20 protein-coding genes and 2 tRNA genes are annotated in these 20,164 nt (G+C 48.2%); 3 read left to right on the top strand and 19 right to left on the bottom strand.

Going from position 1 to position 20,164, the window contains the following annotated elements:
• Positions 1–55: 55 nt before the first annotated feature.
• The 8 genes from ACTNEN_RS06070 to ACTNEN_RS06035 all read right to left on the bottom strand — a co-directional run bounded on the left by ACTNEN_RS06070 (position 56) and on the right by ACTNEN_RS06035 (position 7,975).
• The gene (locus ACTNEN_RS06070) at positions 56–1,705 is read right to left on the bottom strand and encodes a DUF975 family protein (RefSeq protein WP_441205152.1); all 1,650 of its coding nucleotides are present in this window, start codon (positions 1,703–1,705) and stop codon (positions 56–58) included.
• 65 nt (positions 1,706–1,770) lie between these two features.
• Positions 1,771–2,820, bottom strand: a complete 1,050-nt coding sequence (locus ACTNEN_RS06065) for an SPFH domain-containing protein (RefSeq protein ID WP_441205151.1) — start codon at positions 2,818–2,820, stop codon at positions 1,771–1,773.
• A 1-nt stretch (position 2,821) separates the two neighbouring features.
• Positions 2,822–3,445: an NUDIX hydrolase gene (locus ACTNEN_RS06060; RefSeq protein ID WP_441205150.1), complete on the bottom strand. Its 624-nt coding sequence runs from the start codon at positions 3,443–3,445 to the stop codon at positions 2,822–2,824.
• A gap of 59 nt (positions 3,446–3,504) precedes the next feature.
• The gene (locus tag ACTNEN_RS06055; protein ID WP_441205149.1) at positions 3,505–4,638 is read right to left on the bottom strand and encodes an aldo/keto reductase; all 1,134 of its coding nucleotides are present in this window, start codon (positions 4,636–4,638) and stop codon (positions 3,505–3,507) included.
• A gap of 335 nt (positions 4,639–4,973) precedes the next feature.
• A complete protein-coding gene (locus ACTNEN_RS06050) occupies positions 4,974–6,362 on the bottom strand; it encodes an FMN-binding protein (RefSeq protein ID WP_441205148.1) in 1,389 nt (462 codons plus the stop codon).
• Positions 6,363–6,468: 106 nt separating this feature from the next.
• The gene (locus ACTNEN_RS06045) at positions 6,469–7,086 is read right to left on the bottom strand and encodes a rhomboid family intramembrane serine protease (RefSeq protein ID WP_441205147.1); all 618 of its coding nucleotides are present in this window, start codon (positions 7,084–7,086) and stop codon (positions 6,469–6,471) included.
• 77 nt (positions 7,087–7,163) lie between these two features.
• Positions 7,164–7,236: transfer RNA gene (locus tag ACTNEN_RS06040), tRNA-Lys, on the bottom strand.
• 82 nt (positions 7,237–7,318) lie between these two features.
• A complete protein-coding gene (locus ACTNEN_RS06035; RefSeq protein WP_441205146.1) occupies positions 7,319–7,975 on the bottom strand; it encodes a trimeric intracellular cation channel family protein in 657 nt (218 codons plus the stop codon).
• A 158-nt stretch (positions 7,976–8,133) separates the two neighbouring features.
• Between ACTNEN_RS06035 and ACTNEN_RS06030 the strand changes: the two genes are divergently transcribed.
• Positions 8,134–8,206, top strand: a tRNA-Thr gene (locus ACTNEN_RS06030).
• 115 nt (positions 8,207–8,321) lie between these two features.
• On the opposite strand, the gene ACTNEN_RS06025 is transcribed toward ACTNEN_RS06030, so the two are convergent.
• The 10 genes from ACTNEN_RS06025 to ACTNEN_RS05980 all read right to left on the bottom strand — a co-directional run bounded on the left by ACTNEN_RS06025 (position 8,322) and on the right by ACTNEN_RS05980 (position 17,291).
• The gene (locus ACTNEN_RS06025) at positions 8,322–9,053 is read right to left on the bottom strand and encodes a YggS family pyridoxal phosphate-dependent enzyme (protein WP_441205145.1); all 732 of its coding nucleotides are present in this window, start codon (positions 9,051–9,053) and stop codon (positions 8,322–8,324) included.
• A gap of 42 nt (positions 9,054–9,095) precedes the next feature.
• Entirely contained in the window at positions 9,096–9,560 is a 465-nt protein-coding gene (locus tag ACTNEN_RS06020) for a GAF domain-containing protein (RefSeq protein ID WP_441205144.1), read from the bottom strand.
• A gap of 46 nt (positions 9,561–9,606) precedes the next feature.
• Positions 9,607–10,374: an alpha/beta hydrolase family protein gene (locus ACTNEN_RS06015; protein ID WP_441205143.1), complete on the bottom strand. Its 768-nt coding sequence runs from the start codon at positions 10,372–10,374 to the stop codon at positions 9,607–9,609.
• 151 nt (positions 10,375–10,525) lie between these two features.
• Positions 10,526–11,365 (bottom strand): mechanosensitive ion channel family protein, encoded by an 840-nt coding sequence (locus tag ACTNEN_RS06010; protein ID WP_441205142.1) that lies wholly within the window; start codon positions 11,363–11,365, stop codon positions 10,526–10,528.
• Between the two features lie 24 nt (positions 11,366–11,389).
• A complete protein-coding gene (locus ACTNEN_RS06005; RefSeq protein ID WP_441205141.1) occupies positions 11,390–11,803 on the bottom strand; it encodes an EamA family transporter in 414 nt (137 codons plus the stop codon).
• A gap of 20 nt (positions 11,804–11,823) precedes the next feature.
• Positions 11,824–12,711 (bottom strand): shikimate dehydrogenase, encoded by an 888-nt coding sequence (gene aroE / locus ACTNEN_RS06000; RefSeq protein WP_441205140.1) that lies wholly within the window; start codon positions 12,709–12,711, stop codon positions 11,824–11,826.
• Positions 12,712–12,734: 23 nt separating this feature from the next.
• Positions 12,735–13,478 (bottom strand): 23S rRNA (guanosine(2251)-2'-O)-methyltransferase RlmB, encoded by a 744-nt coding sequence (rlmB, locus tag ACTNEN_RS05995; protein ID WP_441205139.1) that lies wholly within the window; start codon positions 13,476–13,478, stop codon positions 12,735–12,737.
• On the bottom strand, positions 13,475–14,074 hold the full coding sequence (locus tag ACTNEN_RS05990) for a Mini-ribonuclease 3 (protein WP_441205138.1): 600 nt from the start codon (positions 14,072–14,074) through the stop codon (positions 13,475–13,477). Before ACTNEN_RS05990 ends, rlmB begins: the two co-directional genes overlap by 4 nt.
• Positions 14,059–15,468 (bottom strand): cysteine--tRNA ligase, encoded by a 1,410-nt coding sequence (gene cysS / locus ACTNEN_RS05985; protein ID WP_441205137.1) that lies wholly within the window; start codon positions 15,466–15,468, stop codon positions 14,059–14,061. Before cysS ends, ACTNEN_RS05990 begins: the two co-directional genes overlap by 16 nt.
• Positions 15,469–15,821: 353 nt before the next feature.
• Entirely contained in the window at positions 15,822–17,291 is a 1,470-nt protein-coding gene (locus tag ACTNEN_RS05980) for a S1C family serine protease (RefSeq protein ID WP_441205136.1), read from the bottom strand.
• A 203-nt stretch (positions 17,292–17,494) separates the two neighbouring features.
• Here ACTNEN_RS05980 and ACTNEN_RS05975 point away from each other — a divergent pair, with 203 nt between their 5' ends.
• Positions 17,495–18,418 (top strand): diacylglycerol/lipid kinase family protein, encoded by a 924-nt coding sequence (locus tag ACTNEN_RS05975; RefSeq protein ID WP_441205135.1) that lies wholly within the window; start codon positions 17,495–17,497, stop codon positions 18,416–18,418.
• A gap of 51 nt (positions 18,419–18,469) precedes the next feature.
• Entirely contained in the window at positions 18,470–18,937 is a 468-nt protein-coding gene (gene ispF, locus ACTNEN_RS05970) for a 2-C-methyl-D-erythritol 2,4-cyclodiphosphate synthase (RefSeq protein WP_441205134.1), read from the top strand.
• Between the two features lie 137 nt (positions 18,938–19,074).
• Here ispF and ACTNEN_RS05965 read toward each other — a convergent pair whose 3' ends face one another.
• A complete protein-coding gene (locus tag ACTNEN_RS05965; RefSeq protein WP_441205133.1) occupies positions 19,075–20,163 on the bottom strand; it encodes a PucR family transcriptional regulator in 1,089 nt (362 codons plus the stop codon).
• Position 20,164: the final 1 nt, after the last annotated feature.

Raw genomic sequence — 20,164 nt, 5'->3', positions numbered from 1 at the left:
TTTCGGATGACTTTTTTTAAAATTCCCATGGAAAAATCATCCGAACTTAGATAGATCAGTTTGCTTCGGTCTCGGTTACTGTCGTAATCCCCTCTCCTACATTGGGATGAAAGGCGGAATGTACGGCATCTATCACAAAAAGCAGGATCAGACAGATACAGATTCCGCGCCGCGCACCCGCGCTAAGCCACGCATAAATATTGTTTAGGATCGGGGCAAATACATAGGTAAAAGCCACACCACCCAGTCCAAAAACAAGAAGTCCTTCCAGGCAGATCCTGCCCTGGAAATTAAGGAAGTATCCGTCATAGTTCCACCACTCCTGATGATAAACGATTTCCAGAAAGACCGCCGTAAAATACTCTATGGTACCGCAGACTGCGACAGAACCAAGAAACAGAAGCCACGGACGATTCCTTAATGGCCGCAGCAGAAGCAGGATCAGTACACCGCCAAAACCGTAAATTGGAAGCCATGGACCAAGGAGCACACCGCGATTTACAAATTCACCGTTTTCCGCAAGATGCAGACTTACCTCCCAGACCCATCCCACAAAGGAAAAGGTAAAGAAAAACAAAATATAAGTTGTCGGAGAGTATCGCTGCTCTGCTTCCCGGATCATAAGCCATTGCCGCTCTGCAAGAGGACTTGTAAGATACTGCTCCTCCGGATAGCTTGAAGCCACCGGAGATGGCAGATTAAGCTCGGAATCATCAATTTGCTTTCCATTCACAAGCTCTGCCCGCTTTGCTTCCTTCAGCTGCATATAAAGCTCCGCATGGATCGTCTCGAGATACGGCCTTAAATAAAAAACCGAAGTCAGATTAAACGTCACAAGTCCCAGGAGACGCCAGCCAAGCAGACTCCAGTCCAGACAGAACATCCTCCACTTCTCTCCATCCGTAAGCTGTCGGGACAGTGCGAATGCATCTGCCTCGGAGATGCCCGGGTTTTCCGCGAGGATATACGGAATCATACGGTATTCATAGTATTTTACCGGTCCCATCACGATGGTGAGCATCCAGAGCAGCGCACGGATATAGCGCAGCAGCATGATTTTGGCAACATTCAGAGTTTTGCCCACCCGATAGACATGGAAAATCCGGTCAGCGCTTGTATCAAGATAGCGGCGATGCTCGAGAAAGTACCGCTTGAGACCTACCTGCAGCACATTTTTGACAAAAATAAAGACAAAGGCTGTAAGCACCGCCATCAGAAAGATAATGACAGACCGTGCCACATGCCCGTGAAAAACAATTTCATTGATGCCATTTAGTATTCCGAATGTCATGGATCCGGAGCTGGTCGCTTCATTGACAAATACCGACAGCACACCACGGGTGTATTTCTCTGTAGTGGTCTCAGGATTAAGATGCACCGGAAACAGATCCTGCGATAGAACCAGATCCTCCAGGATTTCAAAGTTTGTTTTTTTACTTGCAATGGCACCCAGAGAATCCGATAAATTACCGGAAAGATCAACTCCTGCAGCCTTAAGATTCCCAGGAAGATTCCGGAGCTGGTCCGGTGCAGTCGATGTCACGATTTCCGAGGCACGCTGCTGCAGCGCGGTACGGGTATCCGTCGCAAAGCGGTAACCTCCCTGCGTGATCAGCCCGACCATAAATACTATGAGGACATTCCGGAAAAAATTACGTTTCAGATCCACCCTCGCATTTTTTTTAACTTCTCTTATGGAAAACATGGGCACCTCCCGTCCAGGCTCATTTATAAACCACTATAGCATGGAGGAGAGGTGCCGGCAAGATTTTAGAAATTTTCTGTTCCGGGCTCGGATTTTAAGATATCAGGCTCTGCCTGAACCTTTTTTTCAATATTTACAACAGGCTCCGTGACCTTTGGTTTCGCGGCTGCAGGAGTCCTGGAGGTTTCTACAGTCTCCGCTGCTGCACTTACGAGCGATACAAGATTTGCGAGATCCGAGGGGATAAAGAGCTTGGTTGCATTCCCGTCTGCCACCTTGCCAAGGGTTTCCAGGCTTTTAAGGCGAATGACGGCTTCATCGGCGCCTGCGTCCTTGATCATCCGGATACCTTCCGCGGTCGCCTGCTGGATCTGACGGATGGCCTCGGCACGACCCTGCGCCTGATCAATCAGCGCCTGCTTCTCCGCTTCTGCCGCAAGGATACGTTTCTGCTTGTCAGCCTCAGCATCCAGAATCAGTGCTTCCTTATGACCCTCTGCCTTAAGGATATCTGACTGCTTGTGACCCTCCGCTTCCAGAATCTCTGCTCTCTTGTTGCGCTCCGCCGTAACCTGCTTCTCCATTGCCTGCCGGACATCATCATTAGGCGTCAGAGACTTGATCTCCACACGGCGCACGAGAACGCCCCAGTCATCCGTTGCCTCGTCCAGGACGCTCCGCATGGTATCGTTGATTTTGTCCCGGGAGGTGAGCGCCTCATCGAGTGTCATTTCACCGACCACATTACGCAGTGTCGTTGCCGCGAGCAGTTCGATCGCCTTTTCCGGATTGGTGACACCATAGGCATATTTCCGCGGATTATCGTCATTTTCCCGTACCTTGTAAAAAACAACCGAGTCTACCTGCAGCATGACATTGTCCTTGGTGATGGCTTCAATTGCGGCAAAGTCTCCGACCTGCTCCTTGACATTGACACGTTTGGCAACTCTCTCAATGAGCGGAATCCGGAAATGAGGTCCGGCGTACCAGGTCGAATGATACTTGCCGAGGATTTCCATGACATAGGAGTAACCCTGCGGCACAATCACGAGTACGGACATAAGCACGGCGAGTGCCAGGATAACGAGAATTAGAAGAAACATCAGAAAACCCATACTACCTTCCTTTCTTTTCTTTCAAGCACTTAACAAAATAATACATTACCTTTGCTGTGAGACCCCAGATGATGCCGCGTTCGGTCCGATAAAAATAATAATCTCTTGGGGCGCCGGTCCACTTGTTTTCAGTAAATTTACGGAGATCCTCGGGCAGATCAGCATTCACCTCTGTGTTTTGACGGGTGTGCCATATGACCGGTTCTGTTTCCATAAAAAAGCTGAGTGGCTGAATGATGATATGGTCAATTTCATCCGGAGCATAGGTAGCTTTGTAATTATGGAGCTGACCGAGATAGGAGGTGACTTCAATGCTCCGTGGACCTTCAATCACATGCATGGGCGCAAGAATGTCAATATCCTGCGGCTGTATCAGCAGTTCCTCGGAGGTTTCCCGGACAGCGGCCTCCTCCGGCGTTTCTCCGGGCTCGATTTTTCCACCGGGAAAACAGATGTCGCCTCCCTGCGTGATTCTTGCATTACGGATTTCAAACAGCACAAACAGCTCTCCGGCAATATCCAGCAGCGGGATCAGCACTGCAGCACGATTGTGTTCAGCGACATGTGTCAGCGGATGCTGAGCGGTTTTGGCAATAATTTCGTTTATGGTTAATGCTTGATACATAGGTATTGATTTCGTTGCAATTATTTTATCTTTGGTAGTTTTGACTACCGTTTCCATTGTTACTCTAAAGCTGCGGCGCACTTCTCAAGGAGAGAAATAATCGGCAGGCGCTGCGGGCAGGCACCTTCGCATTGACCACACCGGATGCAGTCGGAAGCCTTGCTGCCATCCTTTACCGCGCGGGCATAGCTTGCAAGCGCTCCCTGATGATTGTTGAGCAGATTTTTATTCATCGCGGCAAAAATATCCGGGATGTGCATCTCTACAGGACAGCCTGCAGTGCAGTAATGGCATGCCGTACATTTGATGAGATTCAGCTTCTCAAGAGCATCCTGCGCATTTTTAATTACCTGCTGCTCTGCTTCTGTCAAAGGCTGGAAGTCTTTCATATAGGACAGATTATCATCCATCTGCAGGATGTCAGACATACCGGACAGCACGGTGATGCAGCCGTCCAGTGAAGCTGCAAAGCGAATGCCCCAGGACGCAACGGAGCTCTCTGGTGCCGCGGATTTTAAAACAGACGCGACACCTTCCGGCGGGTTGGCAAGCGTTCCGCCCTTGAGGGGTTCCATGACTACAAAAGGAACCTTGTGCTTTCTTGCGATTTCATAGTTTGCGCGGGACTCCACGGATGGATTATCCCAGTCGGCATAATTGATCTGAAGCTGAATGAAATCTACATCCGGATGCTCCGTCAGAAGCTCATCTAAAAGTTCAGGTCCTGCATGAAAGGAAAAACCCCAGTGACGTATTTTCCCTTCTTGCTTTAAATTCCGGACAAAATCCCAGATGCCATATGCCGTATAGGTTTTATAGTTATTTTCCTGCACAGCGTGCAAAAGATAATAATCAAAATACCCTGCGCCGGTCCGCTCCAAAGAAATGGCGAACTGCTTTTTTACATCCGCTTCACTGGGGTGTCCAAGCGATGCGTTCATTTTGGTCGCCAAAGTAAAACGATCCCGTGGATACCGCTGCACCAAGGCTTCTTTAATGGCTCTTTCTGAAGCACCGGCACCATATACGTATGCGGTATCAAAATATGTAAAACCTGCTGCCATGAAATGATCTACCATGACCTTAAGCTGCTCGATGTCAATGTCTTCCGTGCCGGGCAGAACCGGCAGACGCATGAGACCAAAGCCAAGCTTGCCCGTAGCTTTGCCAAGATACTCTCCATATGTTTCCATACTAAACCTCCTATGATCAGCTTGTTTTACAATGTAGTATATTGGTGATGACAAGTGATTTCGTTACGACGATGCATACGATCGGTGCCTTTTTAGCTGGTATTTCTTATTATATGATGAAAAATCTTTTCTGAAAAGAAAAAGTTGGAATCTGTTAAAAGCAGAAGTACCCGGAAATACCCGGGGATTGAAATCAAAGGATCATTCAAGAGGAACTCAGTCATAGACAGAAAAATGCAGATCAGTCATTGAACTGATCTGCATTGGAAATCTTATGTAGATTTAATTGTATTTCTTACGGAAACTACAGCTTAAGCCTTTCGGTAATGCAGTGATTATGCCTTGGCAGCATCAACAATCAGCTGAATGTAGTTGGCAGTATCCGCAAGCGTTGCGCCGGAAACGGAATCTACTGCGTTGTCCTTGCCTGCAAGAGACTCGGCATCCGCAATTGTCATGGAATCTACTGCGGTCTGAATTGCATTATAGTTGTCATCAATTCTGGTGGTAGCCTGTGCGTGCTCCTTCATGAGCTCGGAATAATAGTCGGCATTCACTCTCTTGGACCCAAGAACCTTACCCTCTGCATAGCCCTGTGCAAAGTCTGCATCGGAGTTTGGAACACCTGTCACACCATCTGTGCCGGCATCAAAGAACTGGAACTCATCGATGTAGCTCAGAACAATCTTCTCTCCATCGGTAACAACAGCTGCAGTTGAGAAACACTTTGTGCCGTGTGCAGCACCGATAACAGCATTTAAGCGGAGAGGCGCATCTGCTTCATAATCCACAGACTCATTCTTCTGTGCATTCTTAGCAGCCTCGGCGATTGCCTTGAGATAGTTTGCGGTATCCTTAAGTGTTGCACCAGAAACAGAATCAACTACATTGTCCTGTCCGGCAGCCTTCTCGATTTCATCAATGGTCTTGCCTGCAGCAAATGCTTCAATGGCATCGTAGTTGTCATCGATTCTTACAGTAGCCTGTGCTTTTTCCTTCATGTTCTTGGAGTAGTAATCTGCAGATGCTCTCTTGGAAGCAAGCGCAACACCCTGCGCATAGCCCTGACCGAAATCGGAATCCGAATTTGGAACAGGATTCACACCCTCAGCAGTTGGATCCATGAACTGATATTCATCGATATAGGCAGCAACGACCTTATCACCGCTTACTACAGCATAGGTCTGTGTAAAGCACTTTGTGCCATGAGCGGCAGACAGAGCTTCACCGATCTGGATCTTTCCTTTTACGGTAAAATCTGCACCCTTGGTGGTTTCTGCCTTAGCCGGAGCTTTGGACTCTGCTGCAGCCTGTGTGCTTTCCTTGGCAGCTTCACTGGCAGCCTCGGTCTCTACCTTCTCTCCCAGTGCCTGCGCAGCCGCATTTTTAGCTGCGGTTGATGTAACTGTTGCACCGGAAACACCATCGATATTGGAACCATTGGCAGCAACGATCTGCTTGCCAAGCTCCTCCAGTGCCTTACCGCCGACATCCGGAGTCTCATCCTTTCCCTCTACAGTTGCAGCGGTGATCTTATCACCTTCCTTGGTAATGGTTACGGTAACGGTACCGCCAAAACCTTCGGCTTCTCCTTTAAGAGTCTCTGCCTGAGCAGCGGCTGAGCTTCCTGCTGCAGCAGTAGTTGTTGCATTTCCGCTTGCACCACATGCAGCCAATCCAAGTACCATTGCAGATACGACAGTAGCTGATAAAACTTTCTTCATCGAGATATCCTCCTCGTAAAAATGACATTTGCGTCACAGAGATAGCATATCTAAGACAGAGCATATTGTCAATTAAATAACAGAAATCATTATTAAATTTAAGAATTTAATGGCTGCTATAATATTTTCGATAATGCCGACTTTTTATATATTCGAAGCAGCCTGCAATAACAAATCCTCCCAAAAGACCGCCCAGATGTGCAATCAGATTAATGGAGCCATCTTCCAGCGCAGGGCTTAGAGAAATCAGGATGGAGAAAAGAACCCGCTTTATGGGGAAAAGTCTGCGTAATTCCGGCAGCATTGCAAAAATAAGAAATACAGCGGTAAGTCCAAAGATTCCGCCTGAAGCGCCTGCGGACAGGCGTGCGGTTCCGCTCAAAATATCCCATGCCATTGTGGCAAGATTCCCGGAGATGCCGGCAAAGCCATAAATGGCAAGAAACCGGATTTTACCATAATATCTCTCGACGATCGGACCTTCGACCATCAGGGCAAGCATGTTGCTGGCAAGATGCTCAAAGCCAAAATGTACAAACATAGCGGTGACAAGACGATACCACTCTCCCTGCATCAGGATATATGGTGTATACATGGCTCCGAAGCGGAGTGCAATATCGGGATTTTCGCTTCCGCCTGCAAGGGCTTCCAGGAGGTAAATCAAAATATTGATTGCAATTAATAAGAACGTTGCCCATGGAATATCTGCGCGAGTTTGCTTCATGCTAGGTACCTCTCAGAGATGTTGCGTCTGTAAATGCAAAAAGCTCAGTGACCGAAATCACTGAGCTTTTATGTACATGCGCCTTCAGGGACTCGAACCCTGGACAAATAGATTAAGAGTCTACTGCTCTACCAACTGAGCTAAAGGCGCCTGACGGAAATATACTATACACATTGAGAACCATTCTGTCAACTGGAAATTTTAAAAAAAATATTCATGCGCCAGCTGCAGCCTACCGGAACGCCGGCAGGTTCCAGCGGAAATAGATGGCAAGGAAACGAATCAGAACCGTACAAAGCATGCTGATCACAGCGGCAATCAATTGCTGCAATCCTACCGTCTGAAGCTCTGTATATAGCAATGCTCCGGCAATTGCCGCAATTCCATAAACCCGCTTCCGCATAATGAGCGGCATCTGCCCCGCCATGATATCACGCAGGATACCTCCGCCGATTCCCGTAAGGACGCCGACAAAGGATGTAAGGAAGGTATTGTCGCCATAGCCCGCATTCACCGCAGTGCGGCATCCGACCACTACAAAAGCAGCGAGCCCGATCGAGTCGGCAGCATTCAGGATCAGAGCTGTTCTGGCATGTGTCTGGTCAAAGCGGTCAAAAAAACGTTTGCCTAGACGATGCCGTTCCAAAACAAATGAAATCAGGCATGTCACAAAGGACACATCCACATAAATCGGACGGCGGAACATTGCAGGCGGTGTTTCTCCGAGAATCAGATCCCGGATCATTCCACCACCGACCGCGGTGACGCATCCCAGCAGGATCGCTCCAAAAATATCCATTTTCCGCTCTTTGGCAACCATTACACCGGATACGGCGAACGCAACGGTTCCGATCATTTCCAAGGCAAAAATAAGGTGATCAAAATTCATATGTTCAATTTATAGTATCGCTCTAAAATACACTCTCATATAAGATGCCGCAGCACTTATTTACTGCACTTGCTTAGTTTAACAATATTTATTTCAAAATACAATTGACAGACATGTATTCCTGTGATAAATTATACGAGTTCTCAGAAATGAGACAAGCTGGCATAGCACAGTCGGTAGTGCGTCGCATTGGTAGTGCGGAGGTCACCGGTCCGATTCCGGTTGCCAGCTTTTTTATTTTTGTTTTAAGACCTGGAAATGAGTGTTGCTTTATACTACTTTTTCCCTGGTCTTTTTTTTATCTGAAATACATGAGTTTATCTGTTCATCCGGAATGCATGAATTGTTATTTGTCATAGTCCCGTTTCCCAAAGATTCCGGTGCCGACCCGGATCATGGTGGCGCCCTCTTCCACTGCCACTGTGTAATCGGCGGTCATGCCCATAGAGAGGATGTCTGCATCGACGCCGGGATATCCTGCGGCTTTAAGACGTTCCTCTAAAGCCTTGAGATTTCTAAAGTGAATGCGGTTGGTCTCGGCATCTTCCGTGTAAGGCGCAGATGTCATAAGACCACGGACATGGACATGAGGCAGAGCGCCGATTTTTTCAGCCATCGGCAGTGTTTCCTCCGCAGTGAATCCCCATTTACTTTCCTCTCCTGCGATGTTTACCTCCAGCAGGATATCCATCACCTTATCGTGCTTTGCCGCCTGCTTCTCGATCTCTGCGGCAAGTTCCAGACTGTCTACGGAATGAATCAGAGTCACCTTGTCAATGATATATTTAACTTTGTTTCGCTGCAGATGACCGATCATATGCCATTCCGCCCGGTCGCCGAGTTCCGCATACTTGGCAGTAATTTCCTGTACGTAATTCTCGCCAAACAGATGCTGCCCGGCAGCCATAGCGACTTCAATATCATTGACTGATTTTAGTTTGCTGACCGCGCAGAGGGTTACTTCTGCCGGATTCCGATGAACTCTCTCGCAGGCAGCAGCAACATTGGCATGCACCTCCCGGAGATTTTCCCGGATTTCCTCTGGAGTCAGTTCATATTTATCTTTCTCTAACTGCATTGTTTTCACCTCACAAAAACTACAAGCTGCTAAAACCTATCCTCAGAACCTCGTCACGGATTCCAGCATCCGCACAACAAGCTCAAGTCCCTCGCGATCCTCCGGATGAAAACGGTCCAGGAAAATACTATCAATATCCAGCACACCGATCACCGGGTGCTCTGGTTTCCGGAGGTCATGGATCGGGATCACAATTTCGGAGTTCGTCTTACTGTCGCAGGCAACGTGTCCCTCAAACTCATGTACATTTGCGACAACCAGGGGTCTGTCCTCTGCCCATGCGGTGCCGCAGACGCCTTTATGCGGATACAGATGAATGCAGGCAACCTTACCTTGAAACGGTCCCAATGTCAGATGGTCCCCATCGACAAGATAGAAGCCCGCCCAGTTTACATCCGTCACCGTATCATAAATCAGAGCCGAAGTATTGCTCAGTACCGGAATCCGGTCCGGGTCCTCTTTAGCGATTGCCTCAATTTGCTTTGCCATCAGTTCATATTGATTCATACTATGATCCTTTCGTTGCCAGGTGGATTCGTTTCACCATTTTAAATCAGTCTGTTTCCGGGGCAAAAAACTCGATGATTTTCTGGATGGCAAGATCCATGCAGGTGGGATTGGAGAAGGGATGGTCTGCATTCTCGACCTTAACAAGCTCGATCACATTTTTATCTGAGAACTCCTCTGCTTCGGAAATCGGTACCATCTCATCCTTTGTTCCGTGAATCATCAGGATGCTGTCCGCATAATCCATAAAATCGGGCTTACTCATGTCATGGACCTTCAGGTCATCAAAAAAGTCCTGAGTGAGCTTGATTTTACGGTCAAATCCGCGGATAATCTCTTTTCCTTTGGCAAGCTTGTCCTCCTCTTCCGGGGTTACTCCGGCATGCAGTGAGTCGTACATCTTGATTGCCGGGCAGCGGAATGCGATCCGGTCGTAAGGATTCGCACCTCGTTCATTAAGATACCGGAGTGTAATGTAGGCACCGAAGCTTGCACTGTAATTATACACCCGCTCTGCGTGCATCTCCGATTTCACATACTTTGTTACAAGATCCAGATAGGTTATACACTCCTCCGGGATCAGCTTGTTGCGGGCGTCCTTGCCATGGCAGGGCCAGTCAAAGCAGACCACGCCGTAGCCATGATATTTTGTGGTAATGCGCTCTGCGAATTTCTCAACCGCGTGATTATCCTTATTGCCGCCAAAGCCATAGGTTGCCACGACAATGTTTGGCAGTTTGTGGAGATCTTTAGCATAGTAAAGCTTGCACCGGATACTAAGTCCGTCTTCATTCAGGTCAAAATATTTCTGCATTTTATTATCTCTTTTCCAGTTTTTTCTAGTCTTTTTCTCAGCGCCTTTTTCTCAGTTTCCTTTTCTTAAACCCGATTTCAGGCTTAGAAATATAAAGCCCCAGCCATTTTGTATATGCCCGGGGATCAGATGTAACGATTTCAAATCTCTTTCATTTTCTGCATGCATCCTTATCAGATTTAAAACCTTGATGCAGGTTTAAGTCGATCGTCTGATAGGGGATCTCAATGCCCTCTTTACGGAAATCCTCGACGATTCTCTCGCGGAGATTGCTGCAAGCCGTGAAGTTCTCATTCACAGTATCCGTCCATACGGCAAATTTAAAAATTACGCCGTTTGAGGTAAGGTTACTGGTGGTGATGGTGATATCCTTGCGGGTGACATAGGGCTCGGTTTCCAGCGCATGCCGGATCACCTTCCGCACCTTGTCAAAATCCGAGTCATATGCCACTTCAAATTCCAGGAAATTTCCGGTTCCGGCTACATAGTTTGCATTGACGATCACCGCCTGATCAATGACGCTGTTCGGCACAATGTTGCTCTGTCCATCATAGCTCTCGATCACTACATGCCGGAAGGTCATATCCTTTACGATACCCTCCGCGATGAGGCTGCCGCCCTGCAGGATCTTAACCTTCTGCCCGATCTCAAGCGGGCGGGAAGCGGACAGCATAAAGCCGGAAATCACGTTGCTGAGCGTCTGCTGCGCTGCAAAGGTTGCAACTGCAATGAGTAAGGTACTGCTCTGCAGGATCACGGTACTGATTTCCCGCGTTACCTCAAACTGTGACAGGATGGAGTAAATCGCGATAAAAAGCAGCACAATATTTAAGAAGCTGTGCAGAAACTTGGTAAAGATACTGTTTCGTCGCTTCTGGATCCTGCGGAAGGTAAGATTGCTGAAATAAATCAGCGCGGCAAACACAATGACGATCATGAGGATCGAGAAAATTTTCTGGAAGTGTCCGTCTGACAGTAAAAGCTTTTCCATGCCCGAGTGAGACCCCTTCCTATGTTACAGCACCATCACAAGAGTTCCGGCGGTAAGCAGGATGATACCGATCAGGGACTTTGCGTTAAACGGCTCATGCAGCAGTACAAAGGCAAGGATCAGAGTAAGCACGGTACTCATTTTATCTACCGGCACAACCTTGGAAGCCTCTCCGATCTGCAGCGCCCGGTAGTAACAGAGCCAGGATCCGCCGGTGGCTAGACCGGACAGGATCAGAAACAGCCAGCTTTTCCGGTCAATACTTCCGAGTCCGGTCTGGGCATGCGTGAGAAATACCATTCCCCATGCCATGATGAGGACCACAAAGGTGCGGATCGCAGTTGCAAGCGTGGAATTTACACCGTCGATTCCGATTTTGGCAAGAATCGATGTAAGAGCTGCAAAAACAGCAGAACCAATTGCAAAAAACAGCCACATAAGGATACCTCCTGTTAAGTTCAGAAATATTTTGCCCGGATCTCTTCCACCGGCATGTCCATCCCGGTCCAGAGGCGGAAGGACGCAGCACCCTGATACAGCAGCATATCGGAACCGTTCATCGTGACAAGATTTCGCTCCCGAGCCATACGGAGGAGCTTTGTCTCCTTGGGATTATAAATGACATCTGTCACCGAGAGCCCCTCATGAAAACAGGAAGCATCCGGGATAAGGCAGGCATCGGTATTCGGAGCCATGCCAACATTGGAAGCATTGATCAGTACATCTGAGCCTCCGATTTCCCTTTTAAGCCCGCATTCCGTATAGTCAAAGAGCGCGACCTTACAGTTCGTTTCTGCATTCAAACGGGAAACGACCTCGCGGGTGCGGTCGATAAAACGGCTGCTGGAACGTGCAAAAACACTGATTTCTCTTGCACCGTCCAGCGCTGCCTGCACCAGGATCGCGGTTCCCGCACCACCCGTGCCCATGAGCGTAAGCTTCCTGCCACGGTACTGGATATTTTCTGATTCCAGTGCCCGGAGGAAGCCGGTTCCGTCTGTGGTCGTGCCTGTAATGCTGCCATCCTCCTCAAAAATTACGGTATTCACCGCACCGCAAATCCGGGACGCCTGGGACAAGCTATCGCAGTATTTCACAATATCATTTTTGAGTGGCATTGTGAGATTCATGCCCCGCACATGCATCGCTTTGAATGCGGGCAGAATCTCGGGGAGACGCTCAGGCTTCACATCAAAGGCAAGATAGCAATAGTCAAGTCCCAGCTTCCGGAAGGCATAGTTATGCATTGCCGGAGAGAGACTGTGTGCGACCGGCGAGCCCAGAAGGCAGATCATCCGGGTGTGTCCGCTGATTTCATATGGTTTTAAGGTCTCGTTATGCTCCATGACGGATCATCCTCATTTCATAATCATTTCATAAGCCGCTGCCGTACAATCTCATACGCAAGTACGCCGCATGCGACAGACGCATTCAGGGAGTCGATATCTCCCTTCATCGGGATTGATGCCACCATATCACACTTCTCCCGCACGAGCCGGGAAACGCCCTCGCCTTCGTTGCCGATCACAAGACCGATCGGACCGGTCAGATTGAGCTTGTACATGCTCTCTCCGCCCATATCCGCGCAGACAAACCAGAGCCCCTGCTTTTTCAGCGTATCAATGGTACCTGCGATATTGGACACCTTGGCGACTCTTGTATACTCAAGCGCGCCGGCACTCGTTTTGGCCACCGTTGCCGTGAGTCCCGCAGCCCTTCTCTCGCGAATGATTACGCCGTGAGCGCCTGCGAGATTTGCGGTACGGATCATTGCGCCCAGATTATGCGGATCCTCAATGCCATCCAGGACAAAGATAAAGGGATCCTCCCCCTTCTCTTTTGCATAGCTCAGGATTTCATCTACAGTATAGTACCGGAAGGACGCAAGGTATGCTACAGCTCCCTGATGATTGCTGCCTTCAGAGATCTCGTCCAGACGGGATTTCTGCACAAATTCAGCTTTGACACCCGTCTTTTTTGCCTCCCGTAAAATTGTGGAAATCGGTCCGTCCTTCAGACCTGCCTGGATAAACAGGCGGTCAATCGTTTTGCCGGAGCGGAATGCTTCCAGCACCGGATTTCTGCCGATCAGCGTGAGCTCTTGGTCTCTCATGATTCAGTGTTTCCTTTCTTTGCAATCTCCAGAAGATGCCTTGTACCTATGCCGATCAGCTCAATCATCCGCGCATATTCTTTACGGATGTAAAGCCAGCCGATCAGCGCTTCAAATCCGGTCGCGCGGTGATACTCGAGGATCGAGGAATTTTTAGAATGGGTTTCAGACTTCTGGTTTCTTGCACGGCGGTAAAGATTCTGTTCCTCCTCGGTGAGCATATTGTTTCCGAGGAAATAACCCATGATCTCGGACTGGGCATGTGCGCAGACCAGCATGGTTTTCTGCTTGTTCATCCGGTTGATGTTTCCGGGATAATGCTGTATGACGTATTCGCGAACTGCAAGGTCGTAGAGACAATCCCCGAGGTAGGCGAGCGCCAGTGGAGAGACGGCATTCGCATCCATATCCTGGAGCTCCATGGTTTGCCGATACATCTGAAGAAGAGAAGTTTCTGACGGATTTACAGCAGAACTTATAACAGAAGAAACAGGAACCGAAGCTTCTGCCACGGCCCCTGCGGTTGTATCATTGATTTTGTGATCCGTATCACGCAAGCGATTGACCTCACTTTTCTGCTTCAGACTCTCGACCACTTTACACCCTCTCTGGTGTCCTTAAGGACGATACCCATCTTGAGAAGCTGGTCACGGATTTCATCGGCGCGGGCAAAGTTTTTAGCCTTGCGGGCAGCCTGACGATCCTCAATCAGTTTTTCTACTTCCTGATCCAGATCCTCGGATTTCTGCTCTGTGCGGATACCGAGAACGGAAAGAAGGGTTTCCAGGGTTTTCAGCACATATTCCGTCCATGCCTTGGTGGAGGACTCGGTCACAGAAACATTCGCAAGACGTACCAGCTCAAAGATTGCGGTAATGGCATCTGCGGTATTGAGATCGTCGTCCATCTTGTCATTAAAGAACTGTACCTGTTCCTCGATCAGTTTTTTGTTTTCACTTTCCTCAGCGGTCATGGTATCGCCATGGTTTTTTGCCTCCAGATCTCTCAAACGCTCGAGAGCGGTCATGATCCTTGCCAGAGAGGTCTTGGCGGAATCCATAAGCTCCTTGGAGAAATTAAGCGGATTGCGATAATGCGCCGAGAGCATGTAGAAACGAAGCACCATCGGATCGTACTGGCTTGTAATGTCCCGGACAGTAAAGAAGTTACCGAGGGACTTGGACATCTTCTGGTTATTGATGTTGATAAATGCGTTGTGCATCCAGTAATTTGCAAAGTGCTCTCCATGGGCGCACTCATACTGCGCAATTTCATTTTCATGGTGCGGGAAGATCAGATCCTCGCCGCCTGCATGGATATCCAGACGCCCTCCACAGTATTTCGGCGCCATAACGCAGCACTCGGTATGCCAGCCCGGACGACCGTCACACCATGGGCTATGCCAGAAGGGCTCTCCTTCTTTTTTCGGTTTCCAGAGTACAAAGTCGGTGGAGCTTTTCTTCCCTTCCTCTCCGCTGACCTTGAGATCACGGAAGCCGGACTGCAGATCCTCGATATTCTTATGGGATAATTCGCCATAATCCGGGAATGAGGTTGTGTCAAAATATACGGTGCCGTCCTTTGCAACATATGCATGTCCGCCGTCAATCAGCTCCTGAATCAGGTGGATCATGCCGTCGATTTCCTCGGTTGCCTTAGGATGCGCGGATGCAGGCTCAATGTTTAAATCAGACATGTCCTTCTCTACCTCACGAATGTATCGTTCCGTAATGGCTTTGCAGTCCGTGCCCTCCTCATTTGCCTTTTTGATGATTTTATCGTCTACATCGGTATAGTTGGAAACATACGTTACCTTGTAGCCACGATACTCCATATATCTTCGGAAGGTATCAAACACAATCATCGGACGGGCATTACCGATATGAATGAGGTTGTAGACCGTCGGTCCGCAGACATACATCCGGATCTTACCTGGCTCAATTGGTTTGAACTCCTCTTTACTGCGTGTTAATGTATTATAAATTTTCATAATTGAAATCCTTTCATTCTTTTGCTGCTCGCATTATACAAATTTAATCAATTTAAGAGTTCACCTTATGATTTACGTAAATTCATCTTACTCGTTTCAGAGTGGCAAGTCAACATAAGTACCAGGGCAGTTGTGAAATACCCAGTTGTGAAATATACACAGTCCTCCGAAAAGATGGATCAGTATGGAGATCATCCGCAGGATGGTCCTGAACGTATGCACATGCTGTCCGGAGAGATTAGATTAAAGGAAATATAAGACGGAAAACTAAAAAATACCGCAGCAGATTTTTACATCTGCCGCGGTATATATCAGCTATTGCCCTTGCGGGGCAGGCTTTATGTAACACTTATTCAACGCTGATATTGATTAAAGAACTGCTGGAATTGCTTCCAGAGCTCATCATTATTGTTCTGCTGGTTTCCATCATTGCTGTTTCCATTGCTGCTGTTGCCGTTATTGTTTCCGCCATTACCGTTCTGACCATTGCTGCCCTGCTGGTTCTGGTTCGGCTGTGAAAACGGATCCTGCCCGCTCTGCCCGTTCTGGCTGTTGCCGTTATTGCTGCCGGAGGAGCTGTTGGAGGATGCCTGCGGATTAGAACCAAGTGTAACCTTTACATCCTGCTCCACATACTTTCCGGTACCGTCCATACGTTCTACGGTTACTGTTACCGTTTCTCCCGCACGGTACTTTGCAAGAAGGGACTGCAGATCATCAAAGTTTGTTACGCCTTGTCCGTCGAGCTTGGTAATGATATCCTTCTCCTGCAGACCGGAATTTTCCGCGCTTGAGCCTTCTGTGAACTTATAGATAAATACACCCTGCGGCATACCAAAGGACTGTGCGGTTTCCTTATCAATATTCTTGACCTGGACACCAAGGTATCCACGTTCATTTTCCGGAACCTGCTCTCTTGTTGTAAGAGTTGACAGAGAGTCAATGACCTTCTGCGCTTTGGCACTTGGGATGGAGTAGCCCATACCCTCAACATCGGTGGAGCTGTACTTCGCAACATTGATACCGATGACCTGACCCTGCATATTAAGGAGTGCGCCGCCGGAGTTACCCGGATTAATTGCGGCATCCGTCTGCAGCAGTCCGGATTCGGTACCTTCCTCTGTCTCAACATCACGGTTCATAGCGGAGATAATACCAGTGGTAACGGACTGACCATACCCAAGAGCGTTACCGATGGCAACGACCTGATCTCCAACGGAAAGTGCATCAGAATCTCCGAGCGTTGCAATGGAAATGGCATTCATCGTGCTTTCCGGAATATCTGAAAGCTTTACTGCAACTACAGCAAGATCCTGTGAAGCATCGGTTCCCTTGATCTCTGCATTGACATTTTGATTATCTACAAATGTAACGGAGAGTGAATTGGAATCGGTAACGACATGATTATTGGTTACGATCAGAAGCTCACTATCGGTCTTTCCGATAATAACACCCGAACCACTCGCCGGGACCTCTGTCTCCTGTGATTCGTAAGAACCAAACAGAGAGAACCCGTTTTGCTGATAACGCATCATGTTGGTGATGGCTACAACGGAAGGCATTGCCTCCTTTGCAACCTCAGACACGGTTTTGCCGGAGGCAGTGACATCGGATGAGGATGCGCTGTTGGTAACCGTGGCAATTTTATTACTATCAGATGCGGATGTTTCCGCGGTATTACTATTGCTCCCCTGTGTTGCTTCCTGGACGATCTGATTGGTAACGCCTGCCTTCTGGGCACCTACATTCACACCCACCATGGCGGCACCTGCAACCAGTCCAAAAAGCAGCGCGCTGGCAACTACCTTTGCTACTTGTTTCATATGTGATCCTCCTCAGTACTATATTCTTAAAATAATTTTTAATGCTACTGCAAACCTCTTTTTGTTTACATCCGTAACTATACGGGATATCTGTGTCCGAATTGTGTCCGAGGTTTGATGAATTTGTGAATCGGATTCTTTATACTCTTTTTATAGTCCGATCATGCACTGCATGTTATAATCTGATGCATTGGAGGATGTGAATGCATTATTTTATAGTAAATCCACAGGCAAGCGAGGGCAGAGGCCTTAAGGTATGGCAGCAGGTGATGCGGCGGCTCGCAAGGATCGGAGAAGCCCAGAATTATGAGGTTTTTGTAACGGAAAAAACCGGAGATGCGAGGGATATTTCCCGGAGACTTACCCGCTTTTGTAAGGATGCCAAAACCATCACAGTCATTGGAGGTGATGGTACACTTAACGAGGTGGTGGACGGCAGCTGCCTGGATCAGGATAATATTACCTTTGTCTTTATTCCAACAGACAAATCCAATGATTTTGCCCGCTGTGTCGGTAAAAATCTGAGCCTCCGGAAGCGGCTGAAGCATCTTTTTACATCCAGTGAGGAACGGCGCTATGATTATGGCATTATGAACTGTCCCAATGGGAACCGCCGCTTTGTGGTGAGCGCGGGTATCGGCTTTGACGCTGCGATGTTCCATGATCTGATTATGGAGCGCTGTGAGGGAAACAAGCATCTCCTGCGTTCCGACAGGCTTACCTATCTTTTTACATTTATAAGAGAGCTTCAACGTGCAAAACAAACTCCGGGATATATTGTCCTGGATGGAGAACGAAGAATTGAATTTAATAATGTTCTCTTTATTTCGGCGCATGTGCATCCCTATGAGGGTGGCTATAAACTGGGACCGACAGCCAATGGAGAGGATGGATATCTGGATCTCTGTGTTGTCAGCACCAGGCAGAAGTACCGACTGATCCGGATTATGATCTCGGCATTGACAGGGATGCATGTCCGGATGACCGGAGTGCACTGCTACCGCTGTCAGCAGGCAGAGATTCATACGGCGGCTGCATTGCCAGTGCACACGGATGGTGAGAACTGCGGCAATACGACGGATCTCACGATCAACTGTGTGCCTAAAAAGCTGCGGATATTGGTGTGATATGTTACGGGAATCTTAAAACTAAGGGCTTATATGGGAGGCAGATATAGTATGAGGATAGGAACTGGATATGATGTTCATAAGCTTGTAGAAGGACGGAAGCTGATCCTGGGCGGGGTGGAAATCCCATATGAAAAGGGACTTTTAGGGCATTCGGATGCGGATGTGATACTCCATGCCATTATGGATGCACTGCTTGGGGCGGCTGCGCTTGGAGATATCGGACAGCACTTCCCGGATACGAGTCCCGACTATGAGGGAGCGGATTCACTGGATCTCTTACGTGAGGTAGGCAGGATCCTTGCGGATGCAGGGTATCGGATTGAGAATATTGATTCCACGATTATCGCGCAGAAGCCGAAGCTTATGCCCTATCTTTCACTCATGCGCCAGCATGTCGCGGAAGCGCTGGGAATTGATCTTGACCGCGTTTCCATTAAGGCAACGACAGAGGAACACCTTGGCTTTACCGGCCGCGGCGAGGGGATTTCCGCGCAGGCAGTGGCGCTGCTGGATTAGCAACAAAAATAAAGCTGCCCTGCATTGATCAGGGATCCGTCATTTCGGATCTCCGCCAATGCAGGGCAGTTTTTGAAATGGTCAAATCACCACACCCGGGTCTATGAATGGTGACGGAGCAGAGCGAACCGGATTCATCAGTACTCGTTATTTTCCATGTATTTCATATACTTCACAACCATCAGAGCAATCTTAAAGGTAATGGCATCGTCAAAGACACGGAGGTCCAGTCCGGTTGAACGTTCCAGCTTGTCCAGACGATATACCAGCGTATTACGATGGATATAAAGCTGTCTTGAAGTCTCAGAAACATTAAGATTGTTTTCAAAGAACTTATTGATGGTGGTCAGCGTCTCCTCGTCAAAATCATCCGGAGAAACCTCGGTAAAGATTTCCTTTATAAACATCTTGCAGAGTGGTATTGGCAACTGGTAAATCAGACGCCCGATGCCTAGATTGCTGTAGGCGATAATGTTCTTATCGGAGTAGAAAATCTTGCCGACATCCAGTGCGGTTTTAGCTTCCTTATAGGACTTGGATACCTCTTTGATCTCATTTACAATGGTACCAAAGGAAATACGCGCCTTAATCATTGCTTCGGTATTAAGCATGTCAAGCATCGTCTCCGCCACATGCAGCGCTTCCTCATAGCCCTCGTTCTGCTTCAGCTCCTTGACGACAATGACATTCTTTTCATCCACAGCAGTTACAAAATCCCGGGTTTTGGCGGCAAAAAGCGTCTTTAACGCATCAAGCGCACCATTATCCGCGCCGTTTTCGGTTTCTACAATATATACAATTCTCCTGACTCCTGCATCGATGTGCAGTTTCTTGGCACGATTATAGATATCAACCAGCAGCAGGTTATCAAGCAGCAGGTTCTTGATGAAATTGTCCTTGTCAAATTTCTCTTTATAAGCAACCAGCAGCGTCTGAATCTGGAAGGCAGCAAGCTTCCCGACCATATAGATGTCATCGGTATCGCCATGGGCAATCAGTACATACTCCAGCTGATGCTCATCAAAAATTTTAAAAAACTGAAATCCCGAAGCTGCCTGGGAGTCAGCCTGAGAGTCGGCAAAGGATGTTACCATACCGGATACATCCCGCTCGTTGTTAAATGTGGTTGCGAGGATCTTTCCGTCCACATCTGCGATTGCAATATCAACTCTGGTGATGCCCTTAAGGGAGTCTATTGTACTCTGTAAAACCTGATTTGATATCATG

Origin of the sequence: Oribacterium sp. HCP28S3_H8 (assembly GCF_052064775.1) — a bacterium.
Lineage (GTDB): Bacteria > Bacillota > Clostridia > Lachnospirales > Lachnospiraceae > Oribacterium.
This window is presented reverse-complemented; position numbering and strand designations above follow the sequence as displayed.